At 74.6% G+C, this 18,863-nt stretch carries 14 protein-coding genes; 11 read left to right on the top strand and 3 right to left on the bottom strand.

All coding sequences use genetic code 11. The features are described from left to right. The first annotated feature begins 34 nt into the window (after positions 1–34). From fabG to ACH47X_RS05145, 5 genes are all read left to right on the top strand, one after another. Entirely contained in the window at positions 35–784 is a 750-nt protein-coding gene (fabG, locus tag ACH47X_RS05165; protein WP_397402057.1) for a 3-oxoacyl-ACP reductase FabG, read from the top strand. Then, positions 781–1,257, top strand: a complete 477-nt coding sequence (locus ACH47X_RS05160; protein WP_397402055.1) for a MaoC family dehydratase — start codon at positions 781–783, stop codon at positions 1,255–1,257. Before fabG ends, ACH47X_RS05160 begins: the two co-directional genes overlap by 4 nt. 241 nt (positions 1,258–1,498) lie before the next feature. Continuing rightward, positions 1,499–2,365, top strand: coding sequence for a hypothetical protein (locus ACH47X_RS05155; RefSeq protein ID WP_397402053.1), 867 nt, complete (start codon positions 1,499–1,501; stop codon positions 2,363–2,365). Further along, a complete protein-coding gene (locus ACH47X_RS05150; RefSeq protein WP_397402051.1) occupies positions 2,362–4,020 on the top strand; it encodes a Y-family DNA polymerase in 1,659 nt (552 codons plus the stop codon). Before ACH47X_RS05155 ends, ACH47X_RS05150 begins: the two co-directional genes overlap by 4 nt. A gap of 126 nt (positions 4,021–4,146) precedes the next feature. Beyond that, complete coding sequence (locus ACH47X_RS05145) at positions 4,147–7,707, top strand: error-prone DNA polymerase (protein WP_397402049.1); 3,561 nt, start codon at positions 4,147–4,149, stop codon at positions 7,705–7,707. Here the strand turns inward: ACH47X_RS05145 and ACH47X_RS05140 are convergent. Next, on the bottom strand, positions 7,690–8,325 hold the full coding sequence (locus ACH47X_RS05140) for a TetR/AcrR family transcriptional regulator (protein WP_397402047.1): 636 nt from the start codon (positions 8,323–8,325) through the stop codon (positions 7,690–7,692). The two genes, ACH47X_RS05145 and ACH47X_RS05140, sit on opposite strands and share 18 nt — an antisense overlap. A 119-nt stretch (positions 8,326–8,444) precedes the next feature. Between ACH47X_RS05140 and ACH47X_RS05135 the strand changes: the two genes are divergently transcribed. From ACH47X_RS05135 to ACH47X_RS05120, 4 genes are read left to right on the top strand one after another with little or no spacing between them, the layout of a single operon-like run. After that, the gene (locus tag ACH47X_RS05135; RefSeq protein WP_397402045.1) at positions 8,445–9,545 is read left to right on the top strand and encodes an LLM class flavin-dependent oxidoreductase; all 1,101 of its coding nucleotides are present in this window, start codon (positions 8,445–8,447) and stop codon (positions 9,543–9,545) included. 17 nt (positions 9,546–9,562) lie between these two features. After that, complete coding sequence (locus tag ACH47X_RS05130) at positions 9,563–11,434, top strand: FAD-binding protein (protein WP_397402043.1); 1,872 nt, start codon at positions 9,563–9,565, stop codon at positions 11,432–11,434. Beyond that, entirely contained in the window at positions 11,431–12,345 is a 915-nt protein-coding gene (locus tag ACH47X_RS05125) for an LLM class flavin-dependent oxidoreductase (protein ID WP_397402041.1), read from the top strand. Before ACH47X_RS05130 ends, ACH47X_RS05125 begins: the two co-directional genes overlap by 4 nt. Next, on the top strand, positions 12,345–13,016 hold the full coding sequence (locus tag ACH47X_RS05120; RefSeq protein ID WP_397402039.1) for an NADPH-dependent F420 reductase: 672 nt from the start codon (positions 12,345–12,347) through the stop codon (positions 13,014–13,016). Before ACH47X_RS05125 ends, ACH47X_RS05120 begins: the two co-directional genes overlap by 1 nt. Here ACH47X_RS05120 and ACH47X_RS05115 read toward each other — a convergent pair. Then, positions 12,988–13,587, bottom strand: a complete 600-nt coding sequence (locus ACH47X_RS05115) for a TetR/AcrR family transcriptional regulator (protein WP_397402037.1) — start codon at positions 13,585–13,587, stop codon at positions 12,988–12,990. The two genes, ACH47X_RS05120 and ACH47X_RS05115, sit on opposite strands and share 29 nt — an antisense overlap. Positions 13,588–13,656: 69 nt before the next feature. Here ACH47X_RS05115 and ACH47X_RS05110 point away from each other — a divergent pair, with 69 nt between their 5' ends. Then, complete coding sequence (locus ACH47X_RS05110; RefSeq protein ID WP_397402035.1) at positions 13,657–14,781, top strand: FAD-dependent monooxygenase; 1,125 nt, start codon at positions 13,657–13,659, stop codon at positions 14,779–14,781. Positions 14,782–14,878: 97 nt separating this feature from the next. Next, entirely contained in the window at positions 14,879–16,276 is a 1,398-nt protein-coding gene (locus ACH47X_RS05105) for a threonine/serine exporter ThrE family protein (protein ID WP_397402033.1), read from the top strand. Between the two features lie 17 nt (positions 16,277–16,293). Here the strand turns inward: ACH47X_RS05105 and ACH47X_RS05100 are convergent, their stop codons facing one another. Next, on the bottom strand, positions 16,294–18,810 hold the full coding sequence (locus ACH47X_RS05100; protein ID WP_397402031.1) for a serine/threonine-protein kinase: 2,517 nt from the start codon (positions 18,808–18,810) through the stop codon (positions 16,294–16,296). Positions 18,811–18,863: the final 53 nt, after the last annotated feature.

The raw sequence follows: 18,863 nt of genomic DNA, 5'->3' as shown, positions 1-18,863 counted from the left end.
ACACCGAAGTTCACGCAACGAGAGGAAACCCCTGATGACTCGTACAGCCATCGTCACCGGAGCGGCCCGCGGCATCGGTGCCGCCACGGCCCGCCGGCTCGCGCAGGACGGCTTCGCCGTCGCCGTCCTGGACCTCCTTCAGGACCAGGCCAAGGACACCGCGGAGGCCATCGTGGCCGACGGCGGGCGTGCGCTCGCCGTGGGCGTCGACGTCGCCGACGAGGAGTCCGTCGCTGCCGCCGTGGCCAGCGTCACCGCCGAGCTGGGCGCGCCCACCGTGCTGGTGAACAACGCCGGCATCCTGCGCGACAACCTGCTGTTCAAGATGTCCGTGGGTGACTGGGACGCCGTGCTGGGCGTGCACCTGCGGGGCGCGTTCCTGATGACCCGGGCCGTGCAGGCGCACATGGTGGAGGCGAAGTACGGCCGCATCGTGAACCTGTCCTCGACCTCCGCCCTCGGCAACCGCGGCCAGGCCAACTACTCGGCCGCCAAGGCGGGCATGCAGGGCTTCACCAAGACCCTGGCGATCGAGCTCGGCAAGTTCGGCGTCACCGCCAACGCCGTGGCGCCCGGCGTGATCGAGACCGACATGATCCGCGAGACCGCCGAGCGCATCGGGGTGTCGCTGTCCGACTACCTGAGCGTGGCCGCCAAGGACGTGCCCGTGGGGCGCGTGGGCCAGCCCGAGGACATCGCGAACGCCGTGTCGTTCTTCTGCGCGGAGCAGTCCGGTTTCGTCTCGGGCCAGGTGCTGTACGTGGCGGGTGGTCCCAAGGCATGAGCGCGGACCTGGACGGCGTCATCGCCGTCGCCTCGCCGGCGGACCTCGCCGGTGCCGTGGGCCGGACCGCCACGGGCGAATGGTTCGAGGTCACGCAGGAGCGCATCGCCGCGTTCGCCGACGCGACCGAGGACCACCAGTGGATCCACCTCGACGCCGAGCGGGCGGCCGCCGGGCCGTTCGGCTCCACGATCGCGCACGGGTACCTCACGCTGTCGCTGCTGCCGCACCTGGCGTCCTCGCTCGTGCAGGTGGGTGGCGTCGCCATGGTGATGAACTACGGCATGGACCGGCTGCGGTTCCTCAGCCCGGTGCCCTCGGGGGCCCGGGTGCGGGCGGTCACCGAGATCCTCTCGGCCGAGCCGACGGCGGCCGGTGTGCGGCTCGCCTCCAAGGTCACCGTCGAGATCGAGGGGGCCGAGAAGCCCGCCCTCGTGGCGCACACGCTGTCGCTCTACGTGCTGGAGAGCTGAGGGCGCGCCCGCCTCGGACAAGAGCCTCGCGCGCGGGGTGTGTTGCTGTCGGTAGACATTGTCGACGCAGAGCAACACACCCCGCGCGCGAGGCTTTCCCCGCGGGGCGCACCGTCGCAGTGTTGCGAACGGATGGTTTGACAGCGCGCGCCAGGGGCGGTGTACTGGTGTTCTATCGAACGTGTGTTCGTAAAGTGCTCCACCACCGGTCTCCGCCGGCAGGCACCATCGCTGGAGGGACATGACCGCCGTAACCATCTCCTCGAAGGCCGACACCGCCGCCGACGCCGGTACCGCCGACGCGGGCAGCAAGCACGCGCAGGCGCTCGCGGCACTGCGGTCGGCCGAGACGCGCACCGGGGTACGCAAGCAGGCCACGCCGTCCCGGGTGCAGGTCCGGGCGCTGCGGGGCGGGCTGCTGACCGAGCCGGTGCACCCGGGCGAGGACACGCGCGTGCTGCCCGTGCACCCGCACCTCGCGGCGCTCCTGCCCGACGGCGGCCTGCGGGCCGGCACCACCGTGGTGGTCCGGGGCTCGACGTCGCTGCTGCTCACCCTGCTCGCCGAGGCGTCCCGCGACGGGGCCTGGACCGTCCTGGTCGGGTACCCGGCCGCGGGGCTGGCCGCCGCGGCCGACGCCGGGTGCGACCTGGCGCGCACCCTCGTGGTGCCGCTGCCGGCCGGGTCGGGGGTGGACGCCCCCGCGGTGCTCGCCGCGCTGATCGACGGCATGGACGTGGTCGTGGTCGGGCCGGAGGTGGCGCTCCTGGACCAGGACCGTCGTCGGCTGACAGCGCGCGCCCGCGACCGGGGCACCGTGCTGCTCCCGGCCGCCTCGTCGGGCGCAGCGGGCGGCTGGGCCGGGGCGCACGTGGTGCTGGAGGCCACCGCGGGGGGCTGGGCCGGCGTCGACCACGGGGTGGGCTGGCTGCGCCGCCGGACCCTGCGCGTGCGACGCACCGGGCGGGGGAGCGCGGCGCGCCCCCTGCACCTGGACGTCGAGCTCCCGGTGTGCCGGGCGGCCGGGCCCTGGGCGCGCACCGCCGGCGCCGCGGCGCCGGACGAGGTCGCCGAGGGCGGCCGGACACCGCTGGAGCTGGTGGGATGACGTCCGCGACCCGTACCGCCTGCCTCTGGGTGCCGGACTGGCCGGTCGTCGCGGCGCTGGTCGTCGCGGGCCTGGGTCCCGAGGTGCCCGCCGCCGTCACGGGCGGCCCCGGCGGCCGCGTCGTGGCCGTGTCCGCCCCCGCGCGCAGCGCCGGGGTGCGCCGGGGTATGCGCCGCCGCGAGGCCCAGGGCCGCTGCCCCGACCTGCAGCTCTGGACCGCCGACGACGCCCGCGACGCCCGCGAGTTCGAGCCCGTCGCCGTGGCCGCCGAGACCGTGGTCTCCGGGCTGGAGATCGCCCGCCCCGGCCTGCTCCTGCTGCCGTCCGGCGGCGCGGCCCGCTACCACGGCTCGGAGCACGACCTGGCGCGCGAGCTGACCGAACAGGTCGCCGTGCGCACCGGTCACGAGTGCCAGGTCGGGGTCGCCGACGGCTTCCTGGCCGCCGTCCTGGCCGCCCGGGACGACGCCGTCGTGCCGCCGGGGGACTCGCGGGACTACCTCGCGCCCCGGCCCGCCGCGACGCTCGTGCACGCCAGGCCCGCCGACCGTGCCCTGACCGAGCTCGTCGACCTGTGGCGCCGGCTCGGCGTGCGCACGCTCGCCGACCTCGCGGCACTGCCGGACGCCGCCGTCGCGGCCCGGTTCGGCGACCTCGGCGTCTGGGCGCAGCGCCTCGCCCGCGGGCAGGACGTGCGGCCCCCGGCCCGGCGCCGGCTCGTCGAGGACCTCACGGTCGCCGAGGAGCTGGACCCGCCGGCGCACCGGGTCGACGTCGCCACGTTCGCCGCCCGCCGCCTGGCCGAACGCCTGCACGACGACCTGCACCGCCGGGGCCTGGCGTGCGGCCGGCTGCGGATCACGGCGCGCGCCGTCGACCCGGTCACGGGCGAGGCTCGCACCCTGGAGCGGCTGTGGCGCACCGACGACACGCTCGGCGGCCTGTCTGCCGCCCGGATCACCGACCGGGTGCGCTGGCAGCTCGAGGGCTGGCTCACGGCGTCGTCCCTGGGGCGGGGCGAGCAGCCCGCCCCGATCGCGGGCCTGACCCTGGCCGCCGAGGAGGTGGCGCCCGCCGGCGCCCTGCAGCCACGCCTGTGGGGGCCCGGCGCGGGCGAGGACCTGCGCGCCCGCCGCGCCGTCGAGCGCGTGCAGGCCCTGCTCGGCGGCGACGCCGTGCTCACCGTGCGGCTCCAGGGCGGGCGCGACCCCCGCGACCGCGTCCAGCTCGTGCCCTACGGCGAGCAGGTCCCGCCCGAGCGCGAGCCCGACCGGCCCTGGCCCGGCGCGCTGCCGCCGCCCGCGCCGTCGGTCGTGCTGCCCGAACCCGTCCCCGCGCGGGTGCTCGACGCGCAGGGGCGCCCCGTCGTCGTCGACGTGCGGCTGGCGGTCAGCGGCGACCCGGCCCGCGTGATGGTGCCCGAGGCGGACGGCGCTCCCGGCGGGGGAGGCGCAGTGTCCGGCGGCGGGTCCTGGGCCGGGCTGGATGCCGACGTCGTCGACTGGGCCGGGCCGTGGCCGGTCGCGGAACGCTGGTGGACGCCGCGCGGCAGGCGCCGCGTGTTCCTCCAGGTCGTGGTCGACGGCGAGCCCGCGCTCGGCCTGCTGCTCTCGGCGGCAGCGGGTACCTGGTCCCTGGAGGCCCTCTATGACTAGGCAGTCGGCAGTTTGTGCCACAAACTCGGTCTCTTGCATCGAGATCGGTCCAGCGCTGGACCGATCTCGATGCAGACTGCCGACCCCCGAGGAGGGTGCCGATCTCGCACGCCGTAGGGGCACGTCGTGACCAAGGGGGCGCCGAGCGGCCGGCGCGACCCGGACGTTCCCTACGCCGAGCTGCACGCGCACTCCGCGTTCAGCTTTCTCGACGGCGCGTCCCACCCCGAGGAACTCGCCGCCGAGGGCGCACGGCTGGGGCTCAAGGCGCTCGCGGTCACCGACCACGACGGGCTGTACGGCGTGGTGCGGTTCTCGGAGGCGGCCAAGGCCGTGGGGCTGCCCGCCGCGTTCGGGGCGGAGCTGCACCTGCCGATGGTCTCGACGGGCTCGACCGGTACCCGGGGCGTGCCCGTGCTCGACCCGCCCACCGGGGTCCCCGACCCGCGCGCGACGCACCTGCTCGTGCTCGCGCGCGGGCCGCAGGGGTACCGCAACCTGTCGAGCGCGATCGGCACCGCGCACCTGAAGGCCGGGGTCAAGGGCGCCGCGCACTACACGCTGGAAGGCCTGGGCGAGGCGGCGTCCGGCGAGTGGCTGGCCCTGACGGGCTGCCGCAAGGGCGCCGTCCGCCAGGCCCTGCTTCCCGCGTCGGGCGCCGGGAACCGCACCGACCGGCTCGCCCGCGCCCGGCGGGAGCTGGACCTGCTGACCGACGCCTTCGGACGGGACAACGTCGCCGTCGAGATCACCGCCACCGGCGACCCGCGCGACGCCGACCTGCACGACGCGCTCGCCCTCCTGGCCGACGACGCGCGCCTGCCGCTCGTCGCGACCACCGCCGCGCACTACGCCCGCCCCCGGGACGCCGACCTGGCCGGGGCGCTGGCCGCCGTCCGCGCCCGGTCGAGCCTGGACGACCTGGACGGCTGGCTGCCCGGCGCTCCCACCGCCCACCTGCGCAGCGGCGCCGAGATGGCGCGCCTGCACCGGCTGCACCCGCAGGCCGTGGCGACGGCGGCCGCGCTCGGGGCGGAGTGCGCGTTCGACCTGGAGCTCATCAAGCCGGAGCTGCCGCCCTACGACGTACCACCCGGGCACGACGAGGCGTCCTGGCTGCGCGAGCTCGCCTACCGGGGCGCGGAGCGGCGGTACGGCCCCCGGACGGGCAACACGAAGGCCTGGGAACAGATCGAGTACGAGCTGGAGATCATCATCCGCCTCGGCTTTCCCGGGTACTTCCTGGTGGTCTACGACATCGTGGAGTTCTGCCGCACCCACGGGATCCTCGCGCAGGGCCGGGGGAGCGCCGCGAACTCGGCGGTCTGCTACGCCCTGGGGATCACCGCGGTGGACGCGGTGAAGTACGGCCTGTTGTTCGAGCGGTTCCTCGCCGAGGCCCGCAACGGGCCGCCGGACATCGACGTCGACATCGAGTCGGTGCGGCGTGAGGAGGTGATCCAGCACGTCTACGACAAGTTCGGGCGCAGGCATGCGGCGCAGGTCGCGAACGTCATCTCCTACCGCCCGCGCTCGGCGGTGCGCGACGCCGCCCGTGCGCTCGGCTACGACATCGGGCAGCAGGACGCGTGGTCCAAGTCGATCGAGCGCTGGGGGACGCTGAAGCCGCGGGCGATCCCGGCGCAGCCTGCCCCGCAGAACCGGACAGCGGCCAAGGACGCCCGGATGACGGCGCTGTGGGGGCCGGGCGACGCGGCGACCTTCGTGGACGTGCTGGCGCAGGAGGCGCGCGCCGCGGGCGAGCCCCGGGAGCGCGCCGACGACACCCACGACGTCGTCCCGTTCCGCACGCCGCCGACGGCGGCCGAGGAGGGCGAGATCCCCGACGACGTGCTCGACCTGGCCGACCGGATGCTGCGCCTGCCCCGGCACCTGGGCATCCACTCGGGCGGCATGGTCATGTGCGACCGCCCGGTGATCGAGGTGGTCCCCGTGGAGTGGGCGCGCATGGAGGGCCGCACGGTGCTCCAGTGGGACAAGGAGGACTGTGCGGACGCGGGGCTCGTGAAGTTCGACCTGCTCGGCCTGGGCATGCTGACCGCGATCCGGTACGCGTTCGAGTTCGTCGAGGAGCACACAGGTGAAGCGCTCACGCTGCACGAGCTGCCGCAGGACGACGAGCTCGTCTACGACCTGCTGTGCGCCGCCGACACCGTGGGCGTCTTCCAGGTGGAGTCCCGCGCCCAGATGGCGACGCTGCCGCGCCTGAGACCGCGGAAGTTCTACGACATCGTCGTGGAGGTCGCGCTCATCCGGCCCGGGCCCATCCAGGGCGGGTCGGTGCACCCGTACATCGAACGGGCCCGGAAGCGGGAGAAGGTGACCTATCCGCACCCGCTGCTCGAGCCCGTGCTGAAGCGCACCCTCGGCGTGCCGCTGTTCCAGGAGCAGCTCATGCAGATGGCCATCAAGATCGCCGGGTTCACGCCCACGGAGTCCGATCAGCTCCGGCGAGCCATGGGATCCAAGCGGTCGCAAGAGCGCATGGAGGAGCTCCGCGACCGGTTCTACGCCGGGATGGCGGCCAACGACGTCGAGCCCGACGAGCAGGACGAGATCTTCGAGAAGCTCAAGGCCTTCGCCGACTTCGGCTTCCCCGAGTCGCACGCCTACTCCTTCGCGCACCTCGTGTACGTGAGCTCGTGGCTCAAGGTGCACCACCCGGCCGCGTTCTACGCGGGACTGCTCGCGGCCCAGCCCATGGGGTTCTACTCGCCGCAGTCCCTGGTCGCCGACGCACGCCGGCACGGGGTGCGCGTGCTGCGGCCCTCGGTGACGGCGTCCCGGGTGCTGGCGAGCGTGGAGCAGGTGCCGGGCACCGCCCCGCCCGGCGGCGACGGCGGACCGGAGGCCGGGCTCGTCCCCTCCGTCGCGCGGCTCGTCCAGGCCGACCCGGCGCTCGCGGTCCGCATGGGCCTGGAGTCCGTACGCGGCATCGGCAAGGACAAGGCGGAGGAGATCGTCGCGGCGCGGGACGCCGCCGTCGGCGCGCCGGGTGGTGCGGACGGCGACCCGGACGGCGCGGGCTTCGCGTCGCTGCGGGACCTCGTGCGCCGGGTCGAGCTGTCCACGGCACAGCTCGAGGCGCTCGCCACGGCCGGGGCGCTGGAGCCGCTCGACGTCGACCGCCGGGAGGGGCTGTGGGCTGCGGGCGCGCTGGGCCAGGAAGGGCCGACGACGCTGCCCGGCGTCAGTGTCGGCGTCGACGCCCCGACACTGCCCGGGATGAGCGAGGCCGAGCTGGCGCAGGCCGACGCGTGGGCCACCGGTGTCACGCCCGACTCCTACCCGACGCAGCACGTGCGCCCGGGGCTGGAGGCGGCGGGCGTGCTCACCGTGGCACAGGCGCTGGCGACCGAGGCGGGGCGCCGGGTCGCCGTCGGCGGGGTGGTGACGCACCGGCAGCGGCCGGGCACGGCCGGGGGAGTGACCTTCCTGTCCCTGGAGGACGAGACGGGGCTGCTCAACGTGATCTGCACCGTCGGGCTGTGGCAGCGGTTCCGGAAGGTGGCGCGGTCGGCGCAGGCCATGGTGATCAGGGGCCGGATCGAGGCCCAGGACACCGACGACGACGCGTCGGGCGGAGTCCGCGCCGTCAACCTCCTGGCGGAGCACCTCGCGCCGCTGACGCTGACGGTTCCGGCGCGGTCACGGGACTTCCGGTAGGTGCGGAGCCGGCCTGATCGCCCGTTCCGCCAGCTCCACCCATCCCGCCGCGATGCGTTCGATGGACATCCCGCGCCGGGTGCTGAGGTGGTTCAGCAGGGGCATGTCGAGGTAGGCGAGCAGGCTCTCGGTGAGCACCTCGAGGTCGCCCGTGGCGCCCGCCGCGGCGAGGAGCGTCGCGATGTGCCGCCCGAGCAGGTCGCGTGGCGGGTCGTTCGCGTAGCGCTGGGCGGCCGGCTCCTCGGCGGCGAGGTACATGTCGCGGTACCGGAGGCGGTGCTCGATGGTCGCGGCACCGAAGGCGCGCAGACGGTCGGCCGGGGAGGCGCCGGGCCCCAGGGGCGCGGGGCCGGTGAGGAATGCCTGCTGGAACACCCTCTCGGCGTGGTCGAGCAGGGCGCGCATGAGACCCGTGCGGTCCCCGAAGCGACGGAAGACCGTGCCCTTGCCCACACCGGCCGCTGTCGCGATCTGGTCCATCGTGACGTTCTGTGCGCCGTGCTCGGCCACCAGCCGCGCGGCGACGTCGAGCAGGCGGGTGCGGTTGCGCGCGGCGTCGGATCGCTCCTTGTGCGGCTGGCCCACCAGCGTGATCTCCGGTGGTCTCGGTGCGCTCATCCCACGAGAGTAGCCACCGCTCGTCGCCCGGGAACATATCCGGACCACGGTCCGTTACATTCCACGGCAAGATTCGGACCGTGGTCCGTTTCTCGGACGAGTGGCGGAGGAGCAAGGACATGGAGCTGGGAGTAGCGGTGTTCGGGGACGCGAGCGCGCACCCCGGGACCGGCGAGCGGGTCTCGGAGGCGCAGGCGATCCGCGACATCGAGGAAGCGGCGGTTCTGACGGAGCAGGTGGGGCTCGACTGGTTCGGCATCGGCGAGCACCACACGCCGGAGTTCCCGGCGTCGGCGGCGGCGCCCATCCTCGCGGCCGTCGCCGCGCAGACGTCGCGGATCAAGCTCTCCAGCGCGGTCACGGTGCTCGGCACGGACGACCCGGTACGGGTCTACGAGCAGTTCGCGACCGTCGACGCGCTGTCGAACGGCAGGGCGGAGATCATCGCCGGACGAGGGTCCTCGATCGAGTCGTTCCCCCTGTTCGGCTACGCGCTGGAGGACTACGACACGCTGTTCGCCGAGAAGCTCGAGCTGCTGCTGGCGGTCAACCGTTCGGCCCGGGTGACGTGGCGCGGCACGACCCGGGCCGCCCTGAACGGCGAGTACGTGCCACCGCGCGCGGAGCACGGGCAGCTCCCGGTCTGGCTCGGGGTGGGTGGCACACCGTCGTCCGCGGTCCGCGCCGCCGAGCTCGGCCTCCCGCTGGCGACCGGCCTGCTGGCCGGCAACGCGTTCCGCTCGGCCGCGCTCGCCGACCTCTACCGCGCCGCGGCGGGTCAGCTCGGCAACACCCCCGAGCAGACGCGCGTGATGATCGGTACGCCCGGCTTCGTCGCGGACGACGGCGACGCGGCGCGGGAGCTGTGGTGGCCGCACTACCACCAGTTCATGCGGGTCGTGGGTGAGCAGCGCGGGTTCCGCGCACCGGGCCGCGAGGCGTACGACGCCGGGACCGCGCCCGACGGCGCGCTGCTGGTGGGTTCCCCGGAGGAGATCGCCGAGCGGATCGTCCGGCTGCACGAGCGGTGGGGCCACGTGCGCCAGTTCGTCCACATGGACTGGGGCGGCTTGTCGCAGTCGGAGCACCTGCACGCGATCGAGCTGCTCGGTACCAAGGTCAAGCCGCTCGTCGACGCGGAGATCGGCGAGCCGGACCCGAGCGGGACCGCGACGAGGGAGGCCGCCGTCGAGGCGGCCGGGACACCGGACGACGAATGAGAAGGAAGCGAAGCACGATGGAACTCGCGCTGGGAATCATGCCGGAGCTCTCGGCAGACGCTGAGACCTTGACGGCCGACCTCGCACGCCAGGCCGAGGCCGGGGGCCTCGACCTCGTCGTCGTGCGGGGTGCGGACGCCGACGCCGACACGGCCGGGATCGACCCGTGGACCGCCGCCGTCTGGGTGGCCGGTGCCACCGAGAGCATCGGGATCGGGGTGGTCCCTGCCGGGGCGAGCGAGCCGTTCGCGGGGACCGACCCGGAGGCGCCGGTGCCCGCCGTGGTCGACAAGGCGTGGGAGAGCGCCGCCCTGCTCGCGGGACCGCGGCTCGTCGCCGGCTCCCGCTGGGTGGTCGCACCCGCCGGCGCCGGCCGTGCGGAGCTCGCGGCGCTCGCCGAGAGCGGTCTGCCGGTGGTGGTCCCGGTGCGCGACGGCGCCGACGTCGCCCGCCTGGTGGACATCGTCGCCGCGGACGGCCCCGTCGGCGGGCGGCGCAGGACCGGGGTCGCCCGGGCACTGCGGCGCGCCGGCATCGACTACGACGCCGTTCCCGCCTCCCTGGCGGCGACGGCGGTGGAACCGGGCGACCGTGAGTACCTGGCCGTGAGCTCGAACTACCTGCGCGGCGGGGCGCCAGGCCTGGTGCTGCGGCCGGAGACCCCCGAGCAGGTCGCGGACGCGCTGGCGTTCGCGCGTGCGCACACCCACGTGCCGTTGGGTGTGCGCAGCGGCGGGCACGGTGTGAGCGGCCGCTCGACGAACGACGGCGGCGTGGTCGTCGACGTCGGCCGGATGAACCGCGTGGAGGTGCTCGACGAGGCCCGGCGGCTGGTGCGGATCGGCCCGGGGGCTACCTGGAAGCAGGTCGCGGCCGCGTTGGACCCGTACGGGTGGGCGCTCGGCTCGGGCGACTACGGCGGCGTGGGCGTGGGTGGGCTGGCCACGGCCGGCGGCATCGGGCTGCTGGGCCGCGCGCACGGGCTGACGATCGACCACCTGCGGGCGGTCGAGCTGGTCCTGGCCGACGGCACCGCGGTGCGGGCCACCCGCGACGACCACCCCGACCTCTTCTGGGCCGTGCGCGGGGCCGGGGCGAACTTCGGCGTCGCCACCGCGTTCGAGTTCGAGGTCGACGACGTGGGGGAGGTGGGCTGGGCCAAGCTCTCGCTGGTCACCACCGACATCGAGAAGTCGCTGCTCCGGTTCGGCGAGGTCGCCACCGCCGCGCCGCGCGACACGACCGTCTTCCTGGTGACCGGGCGGCCGCGGCAGGGGCAGTCGATGATCCAGCTGTACGCGATCGTCGACTCGCCCGACCCGCAGGTCGTCGTCGAGCGGCTCACACCGTTCCTGGACCTCGGCGCCCTGGTGCAGCAGGAGGCCTACCTGACGCGGTACAAGGACATCATGGGACAGGCGGCGGACGTAGGGCCCGACGGGCACCACGGGCAGGGCGAGCCCGTCTCGCGCTCGGCGTTCCTGCCCGCGATCACGCCCGAGGCCGCGCACGACACCGCGGAGCTGCTGCGCAGCGGGCGCGTCTTCTTCTACGAGCTGCGCCCCATGGGCGGCGCGATCGCGGACGTCCCCGCCCACGAGACGGCGTTCGCCCATCGCACGCCGGCGTTCCAGGTCACCGCCATGGGCGCCGACCAGGACGACCTGGACGCGCGGTGGGACCGGCTCGCCCGACACTTCGACGGCCTGTACCTGAGCTTCGACACCGACCTGCGGCCCGAGCGCCTGCACGACGCCTTCCCGCCGCCCGTCCTCACCCGGCTGCGCGACCTGAAGCGCCGCTACGACCCCGAGAACCTGTTCCGCGACAACTTCAACATCGACCCGCGCGACGGCTCCGACGCCGTCCGCGCGAGCGAGGAGGCATGACACAGATGACCGACTACGGCCACGACCTGCTGTTCGGCACGTTCGTGACACCCAGCGCCCAGGGGGCCGGGCACGTGCTCGACCTCGCCGTGACGGCTGACCGGTCCGGGCTGGACCTGGTGACCTTCCAGGACCACCCCTACCAGCCGACGTTCCTGGACACGTGGACCCTGCTCAGCTACGTCGCGGCCCGCACCGAGCGGGTGCACCTGAGCGGCAACGTGCTGAGCCTGCCGCTGCGCCCGCCGGCCGTGCTGGCCCGCGCCGCGGCGTCGCTGGACCGGCTCAGCGGAGGCCGGGTGGAGCTCGGCCTCGGCGCGGGCGCCTTCTGGGACGGCATCGCCGCGATGGGCGGACGCCGGCTGACGCCCGGCCAGGGTGTCGACGCGCTCCGCGAGGCCGTCACGATCATCCGCGAGATCTGGGACACCGAGACCCGTGGCGGGGTGCGGCTCGACGGGACCTACTACCAGGCCGCCGGGGCCAAGCGCGGTCCCGCCCCCGCGCACGACATCCCGGTCTGGATCGGCGCGTACAAGAAGCGGATGCTGGCCCTGACCGGCGAGATCGGCGACGGCTGGCTGCCCACCATCGAGTACCTGCCCGACGGCGTGGACTCGCTGCCCGGGATCAACGCGCGCATCGACGAGGCGGCGGTCTCGGCCGGGCGCTCACCGGGCGACGTCCGGAGGCTCATGAACTTCATGAACGTGCGCTTCTCCCCGGCCGGCCGCGGGCTCCTGGACGGACCGGTGGACCAGTGGGTCGAGCAGCTCGCCGGGCTCGCGCTGGAGCACGGCGTCACCGCCTACCTGATCGGCGGCGACGACGTGGCGACCACCGAGCGGTTCGCGGCCGAGGTGGCGCCGGCCGTGCGCGACGTCGTCGCCCGGGAACGTGGCGAGGCCTGATGGCTGTCACCACCCTCGGCATCCTCGGGGCGGGCAAGGTCGGCACCGCCCTGGCCCGCCTCGCCCTGGACGCCGGCTTCCGCGTGCTGATCGCGGGCTCCGGCGATCCGTCGCGCATCGCGCTGACGGTGCGGACCGTCGTACCCGGCGCGTCGGCGGTACGGGCTCCTGACGCGGCGCGGGAGGCCGACGTCGTCGTCCTCGCCCTTCCCCTGGGCAGGTACCGGACCCTTCCCGCGGCCGACCTGCGCGGCAAGCTCGTCGTCGACGCCATGAACTACTGGCGGGAGACCGACGGTGACGGGGCGGAGCTGTCCGACCCTCGCGCGTCGACCAGCGAGCTCGTCCAGGCTTCGCTGCCCGGCGCGCGTGTCGTCAAGGCGTTCAACCACATGGGCTACCACGACCTCGAGGACGGGTCCCGCCCTGCGGGCGATCCCGCACGAAAGGGCATCGCCGTCGCGGGGGACGACGCGGACGACGTCGCCGCCGTGGCCCGGCTGGTCGACCGGCTCGGCTTCGACCCGGTACGAGCGGGCACCCTGTCCGACGGCGTCCGCCTCCAGCCGGGCACGGAGGCGTTCGGCGCGAGCGTGTCGGCGGACGCGCTGCGTGCGATGCTCGACCGTCACGGCGCGGGCGTCACGGCGTTCCGGAGCGCCAGGCATTGACCAGCGGCAGAAAGACGTCGTCGACGATCTGCAGGATCACCGATTCGGGTACCGGGTCGTAGGTGAGGATGAACTCCAGCCTGAACAGGTCCACCGGCACGCGCAGCACGCGGTCCGGGATCGTGCCGGGTTCGAGCTCGCCCCGTGCGGCCGCGCGTTCGGCGATGGTCCGCATGACGGGGTTCGTGCCACCGGTGGCCGAGTCGATGAGGTCGCCCAGCGAGACGCCGGTCGCACGGTAGTAGTTGCCCAGGCGGGTCAGCAGCTGCACGCCGAGGACGACCTTGGTGCTGTTGGCCTGCCGGAGGGCGGCGATCACGTCGCCGCGCAGGCTGCCCGTGTCCGGCAGGTCGCTGGGCCGGTCGAGCACGTGCAGCACCGCGGCATGCACGAGCTCGGCCTTGGCAGGCCAGCGCCGGTACAGCACGGCTCGCCCGGTGTGGGCGCGTTGTGCGACGGCCTCGTAGGTCAGGTCGTCGTAGCCGCGCTCGCCCAGCTCGGCCCAGGCCGCGTCCAGCAGAGCGGTCTCCAGCTCGGCGCCGCGCCGCCGCCGTTCCCCATTAAGAGTCACTATGTCTCCTCCCTGTGCTACGGTACCAGGACGATTAAGAGACAAAGTGTCTCTTGGGAGGAGGTCACCATGCGGATCCTGATCACCGGTGCCGGACTGGCGGGCCTGTCCGCGGGCATCACGCTCGGCGGTTCGGGGCACGAGGTCACGATCGTCGAGCGGGCGGACCGGCTGCGTACCGGCGGGTCGCCGATCGACCTGCGCGGCGACGCCCTTGGTGCCGCGGAGCAGATGGGTGTCCTGGACGCGGTGCGGGGCGCCCGGCTGCGGATGACCGAGACCGTTCACTTCGTCGGACCCGACGGCGCCGTGCTCGCCACGGCGCCACAGGACCTGGTCGGTGACTCGCCCGACGACATCGAGATCGCGCGGGAGGACCTGACCCGGATCCTCCATGACGCCCTGCCCGACGCCGCGCGTCTGGTCTTCCACGAGCACGTCACCGCCCTGGACGACGACGGCGCCGGCGTGGACGTCACCTTCGCCTCCGGTGCGACCGACCGCTTCGACCTGGTCGTCGGTGCCGACGGCATCCACTCCGCGACCCGGCGCCTGGTGTTCGGCCCCGAGAGCGAGTACCTGCGCCCGCTCGGGTGCTACGTCGCGTTCGGGCTGATGCCCGGCCGGGGCGACGCGGCGAGCCGGGAGAACTCCTTCTACAACTATCCCGGCCGCATGATCGGCGTGGCCCGCTACCACGACAAGGTGCTCGCAGTGGCGACCTTCCGCTCGGAGCCGCTCGACCACGACTACCGCGACCCGGACTCCGGCCGGCGCCTCCTCGCCGGCGCGTTCGCCGGGCACACCGAATGGCGTGTTCCCGAGATCGTGGACGCCCTGACGGCGGATCCCGACCTCTACTTCGACACCGTGGCCCAGATCCACATGGACGCCTGGCACCGGGGCCGGGTGGTCCTGCTCGGCGACGCCGCCTCCTGCTCTTCCGGCCTGTCCGGGCGCGGCACCTCGATCGCGCTGACGGGAGCCTCTATCCTCGCCGAGGCTCTTGCCGCGCACCCGCACGACCTCGACGCCGCGTTCGCCGAGCACGAGAAGCGGCAGCGCCCGTACGTGACACACGCGCAGGCCACGGCCGCGCCGGGCGGTGAGCTCGTCGTCCCGCCCACGGCCGAGGCGATCCAGGAGCGCAACCAGCGGCTCAACGCGTACGCGGCGACGGCCTCCTCCCGCTGAGCGCGAGCGCGCGGGACCGGGTCCCGGACGACGGCCCGCGCGCACGGGACCCCCAGGCCGGATGCCGGTGACGGAGCCTCTCAGCACAATGGGACGCATGCCCCAGCCAGCCCGTCGAAGCCTGTACGCGTCGGTGCGCCGGGCCCTGCACACCGATCCCTCCGAGGCCCCGGACACCGAGGTCCATCCCGCCGTCGACGACACGATGGTGATCCGGGCGCTCGACCTGGCGATGCGGATCGGCGAGTCGATGTTCGCCGTCGGGGCGTCCGCGCACGAGGTGACCCTTGCGATCACGCGCGTTGCCGGCGCGTACGGGCTCAAGGGCGTGCACGTGGACGTCACCTACACGTCGATCGCCCTCTCGTACCAGCCCAGCGGCGACCGCTGGCCGCACACGCTGCTCCGGGTCGTGCGCGTGGCGGCGCCCGACCACACCAAGCTGCAGCGCATGCAGGCGCTGCTGGTCGCCGTCGACGACGGGATGGACCTGGACGAGGCGCGGACGGCGTTCCGGGCCATCCGGCGGGTACCGTTCCGCTACCGGCAGCCGGTCGTCGTGGTCGCCCGGGCGCTGCTCGCCGTGGGTGCGAGCATCCTGTCCGGCGGATCAGCGGTGCTGGTGGGGCTCACGTTCGTCGCGGCGCTCGGGGCCGCGGCGACCCAGTCAGGGCTCGCCCGGCTGCGCGTGCCGTCCTTCTTCAGCCAGATCGCGGGAGCCTTCGTCACCACGGTGGTCGCGGTGATCGTGTCCGCGCTCGCCGCGGCCGACGTCGAACCCTTCGCCGGGGTGCAGCCCGCCATCATCGTGGCGTCCGGCATCGTGCTGATGCTGTCCGGGCTCACCGTGGTGGGTGCGGCCCAGGACGCGATCGACGGGTTCGCGCTCACCGCGGCGGGCCGCATCCTCGATCTCACGCTGCAGACGCTCGGTCTGGTGGTGGGCATCCTGGCCGGGCTGGAGCTCGGCAGCATGCTCGGGTTCCGGATGACCCTGCCGGACGGTCCGTCGCCGCTGGGCCCGCTGCCGAACCAGGTCGGCGGGGCGGTCATCATCGCGGTCGCGGTGGCGCTGTTCAACGGCGCCGGTTCGCGCATCGTGGCCGTGAGCGCCGTGCTGGGCACGGTCACGGCGCTCAGCCACGCGATGGTGCTGACGTCCGACCTGCACGAGGCGGCCGCGAGCGGCCTCGCGGCGCTGCTCGCCAGCTTCGTCGGCGTTCTGATCGCCCACAACCTGCACGTCCCGTCCGTCGCGGTGACGACGGCGGCCATCGTGCCGCTGGTCCCCGGCGGTGCGGTCTTCTACGGGCTGCTCGGCATGGTGCACGCCGACCCGGCTTCGCCGGCCGGCGGCGGGGCTGCGTCCCTCGTGCTCGCAGCCTCCGTCGGCGTAGGGCTGGCAGCGGGCGCGTCCCTGGGCATCTACCTCGGGACACCCGTGCGCGCCACGCTGGCCGGTGTCGCGCGGTCCCGCGCGCGCGTCCGGCGCTGACCGGGGCCGGGAGCGCGTCAGAACATTCGCAGCAGCCCGGTGTTCGTGGCCCACATGAGCGCCGAGCCCGCGGCGATGAGCACCGAGCACAGCACGTAGACCCAGATCCACATCCGGTGTCCGGCGACGCGCAGCAGCACGGCCAGCCCGAACGCGGCGGTCCCGAGGGCCGGCGCGGCGAGGAACGGGTCGCCGCCCTGCGCGTCCTCGGTGATCAGCACGTATCCGGCGGCCAGGAGCAGCAGCCGGGGCACCCAGCGCAGCAGGGCGCCCAGCACGCGCAGCACCCGCGGCCGCTTGCGCGGCGCTGGAGCGTTCACCGGGGGGCGTGCCTGCGTGCCCGGCTGGGCCGACGGCGGCCGGCCCGGTTGCACGCTCTGCGGCCGCGCAGCGGCGGACCGCTGCCCGGCGGGCCGGGGCTGCGCCTGAGGCTGTGCGCCGGCCCGGCGCTGCACCTGCGTGCCTTGCTTGCGGGCCTGGGTGCCGGACTTGCGCGCCGGCTGCGTGCCGGGCTGTCGCCCCTGCTGCGCGGCGGGCTGGTTGCCGGGCTGCCGGGACGGCTGTGCGGCGGGCGGTCGCGCGGGCTGCGCGGCGGGCAGTGCCGGCAGCGGCCGGGTGGTGCGCACCGACGCCGCGGGACCGGCCTGCTTCGGGGTGGGTCCGAGGTGCTTGACCGAGCTCTTGCGCGGTTGGTACGACTGCGGCGGCGGAACCTGGCTGCGCACCACCTGGGTCGTCGCCGCCGACGCGGGTGCTGCGCCGGACCCCGCCGCGGGCGACCCGACCGGGGCCACGGACCGCGGCCGGCTGGTGACGGGTGCCCGCTTGCTCGCCGGAGCCGGCTCGGGGCTGCGGAACGTGCGCCAGCCGCGGAGCGTGTCGGCGTGCCCGTCGGGCGGCGTGGTGACCCGCCAGCGCATCGCCTGCCAGATCCAGTCCTTGATCTCGGCCGGGGTCCGGCCGCCGGCCACCTCCGCGCCGATCTCCGCGATGTGGTCGGCCACGACCTGCTCCGCGGCGCCGTCGAACCCGTCCGCGTGCACCTCGGTCAGCACGCTCATCAGCGCCCGGTCGTACACCAGGGCGTGCCAGGGCTCCGGGACGCGGGTGGGCGTGATCTCGTCCGACCGGTCGACGTCCCGCTGGAACAGCTTGGTGTGACCCCGGCCGGGCAGGATGTCCGTCGCGGGGAGCGCCGCGACCTCGGCCGCAGTCACGCCGTCGCTGATGAGCTGCGAGGTGAGCAGCAGCGTCGGGTCCGGCGTCGCGCTCGCGATCCGGGCGCGCACCACGCTCGCGATGTTCTCCAGCGGCGGCCGGTGGTTCGGCTGGTACCGGGTCATGGCCAGCACCAGCGACTGCAGGTGCCGGTCGATGACCGGGCGCTCGGGCAGGGGATCGTCGTGCGGGACGACGCCGGCCGGCTCCTCCTCCACGAGGTCGGCGGGCGTCAGGTCCCGGCCCAGGAAGTTCAGGTCCAGCGGCAGCGCGCCCGTGCTCGCGTACACGAGCAGCAGGCCCAGGCTGTACACGTCGGACCGCGGGTGCACCCGGCGCCCGAACAGCTCGGGCGCCATGTAGGCCATGGTCCCGGCCGGCTGCGTGGACGTCGCGGCGTCGAACACCTTGGCGATGCCCAGGTCGATGAGCACCGCGCGATCGCCGTCCACCATGATGTTCGCCGGCTTGAGGTCGCGGTGCAGGCAGCGCTCCTCCTGCAGCACGAGCAGCGCGTCGACGATCTGCCGGGCGAGGCGCAGCGCCTCGGGGCCGGACAGCGGCCCCTCCTCGCGCACCCGGTCGCGCAGCGTGGTGCCGGGCACGAGCTCCATCGCGAACCACGGCTGCGTCGCGTCCAGGCCGGCCTCGACGAACCGCGGGAAGCCTCGGCCGTCCAGGCGTTCCAGCAGGTGCGCCTCCTGCGCGAAGCGCTCCCGGGCGTCGTCGTGCAGCCCGGTGAGGACCTTCAGGGCGACCTCGGTGCCGTCGTCGGCCCGCGCCTGGTAGACGTGCGCGAACCCGCCGTGGCCCAGTGCCTCGGCCAGCGTGAACCGGCCCAGGCGCTCGCCGCTGGCGGGGATCCGCCGCACGGGCCGCATCGGCAGGGCCGCCGCGCGAGGGGCGGGGGCGGGCTCCGGTGCGGGCTCGGGCTCGGGCTCGGGCTCGACTGCCTCGACAACCTCCGCGACCTCGTCGACCGGCGGCGCCGGGACGGGTTCGACGGCGGGCGGCGCCGGGACGGGCTCGACGACCGCTCCGGCCTCCGCGACCGGCTCGGCCTCGGTCTCGGCCGCGCCCGGCTCGTCGTCGGCCGGCTCGGGCTCGACCGCGTCGGTCGGCTCGGCCTCGGCCGTCGGCGGCGCGGGAACCGGCGGGAGCACTGCGGTCGGTTCCGGGGCCGGCGGCGCGGGGACCGGCGGGAGCTCCGGGGTCGGCGTGGGGGCTGCTGCGGGCCCGGGATCGGTTGACGGGACCGGACCGGGGCCGACGGCCGCTGGCGCGACCTCGCCGACGCCGGGTGCTGGTGACGTCATGCCGGAAAACCTACCAGCGGACCCCGCCGGATCAGAGAAAAGTCCACCCCCGA

The sequence above is a fragment of the Promicromonospora kroppenstedtii genome (assembly GCF_044389675.1).
In the GTDB taxonomy this organism is placed as follows: domain Bacteria; phylum Actinomycetota; class Actinomycetes; order Actinomycetales; family Cellulomonadaceae; genus Promicromonospora; species Promicromonospora kroppenstedtii.
The sequence above is the reverse complement of the archived record's forward strand: the minus strand, read 5'-3'. Positions and strand labels throughout refer to the sequence as shown.

Excerpts from the sequence above, each read along its gene's own strand:
- fabG (WP_397402057.1), top strand. The coding sequence starts at position 35 with ATGACTCGTACAGCCATCGTCACCGGAGCGGCCCGCGGCATCGGTGCC.
- ACH47X_RS05160 (WP_397402055.1), top strand. The coding sequence starts at position 781 with ATGAGCGCGGACCTGGACGGCGTCATCGCCGTCGCCTCGCCGGCGGAC.
- ACH47X_RS05155 (WP_397402053.1), top strand. The coding sequence starts at position 1,499 with ATGACCGCCGTAACCATCTCCTCGAAGGCCGACACCGCCGCCGACGCC.
- ACH47X_RS05150 (WP_397402051.1), top strand. The coding sequence starts at position 2,362 with ATGACGTCCGCGACCCGTACCGCCTGCCTCTGGGTGCCGGACTGGCCG.
- ACH47X_RS05140 (WP_397402047.1), bottom strand. The coding sequence starts at position 8,325 with ATGAGCGCACCGAGACCACCGGAGATCACGCTGGTGGGCCAGCCGCAC.
- ACH47X_RS05135 (WP_397402045.1), top strand. The coding sequence starts at position 8,445 with ATGGAGCTGGGAGTAGCGGTGTTCGGGGACGCGAGCGCGCACCCCGGG.
- ACH47X_RS05130 (WP_397402043.1), top strand. The coding sequence starts at position 9,563 with ATGGAACTCGCGCTGGGAATCATGCCGGAGCTCTCGGCAGACGCTGAG.
- ACH47X_RS05125 (WP_397402041.1), top strand. The coding sequence starts at position 11,431 with ATGACACAGATGACCGACTACGGCCACGACCTGCTGTTCGGCACGTTC.
- ACH47X_RS05120 (WP_397402039.1), top strand. The coding sequence starts at position 12,345 with ATGGCTGTCACCACCCTCGGCATCCTCGGGGCGGGCAAGGTCGGCACC.
- ACH47X_RS05110 (WP_397402035.1), top strand. The coding sequence starts at position 13,657 with ATGCGGATCCTGATCACCGGTGCCGGACTGGCGGGCCTGTCCGCGGGC.
- ACH47X_RS05105 (WP_397402033.1), top strand. The coding sequence starts at position 14,879 with ATGCCCCAGCCAGCCCGTCGAAGCCTGTACGCGTCGGTGCGCCGGGCC.
- ACH47X_RS05100 (WP_397402031.1), bottom strand. The coding sequence starts at position 18,810 with ATGACGTCACCAGCACCCGGCGTCGGCGAGGTCGCGCCAGCGGCCGTC.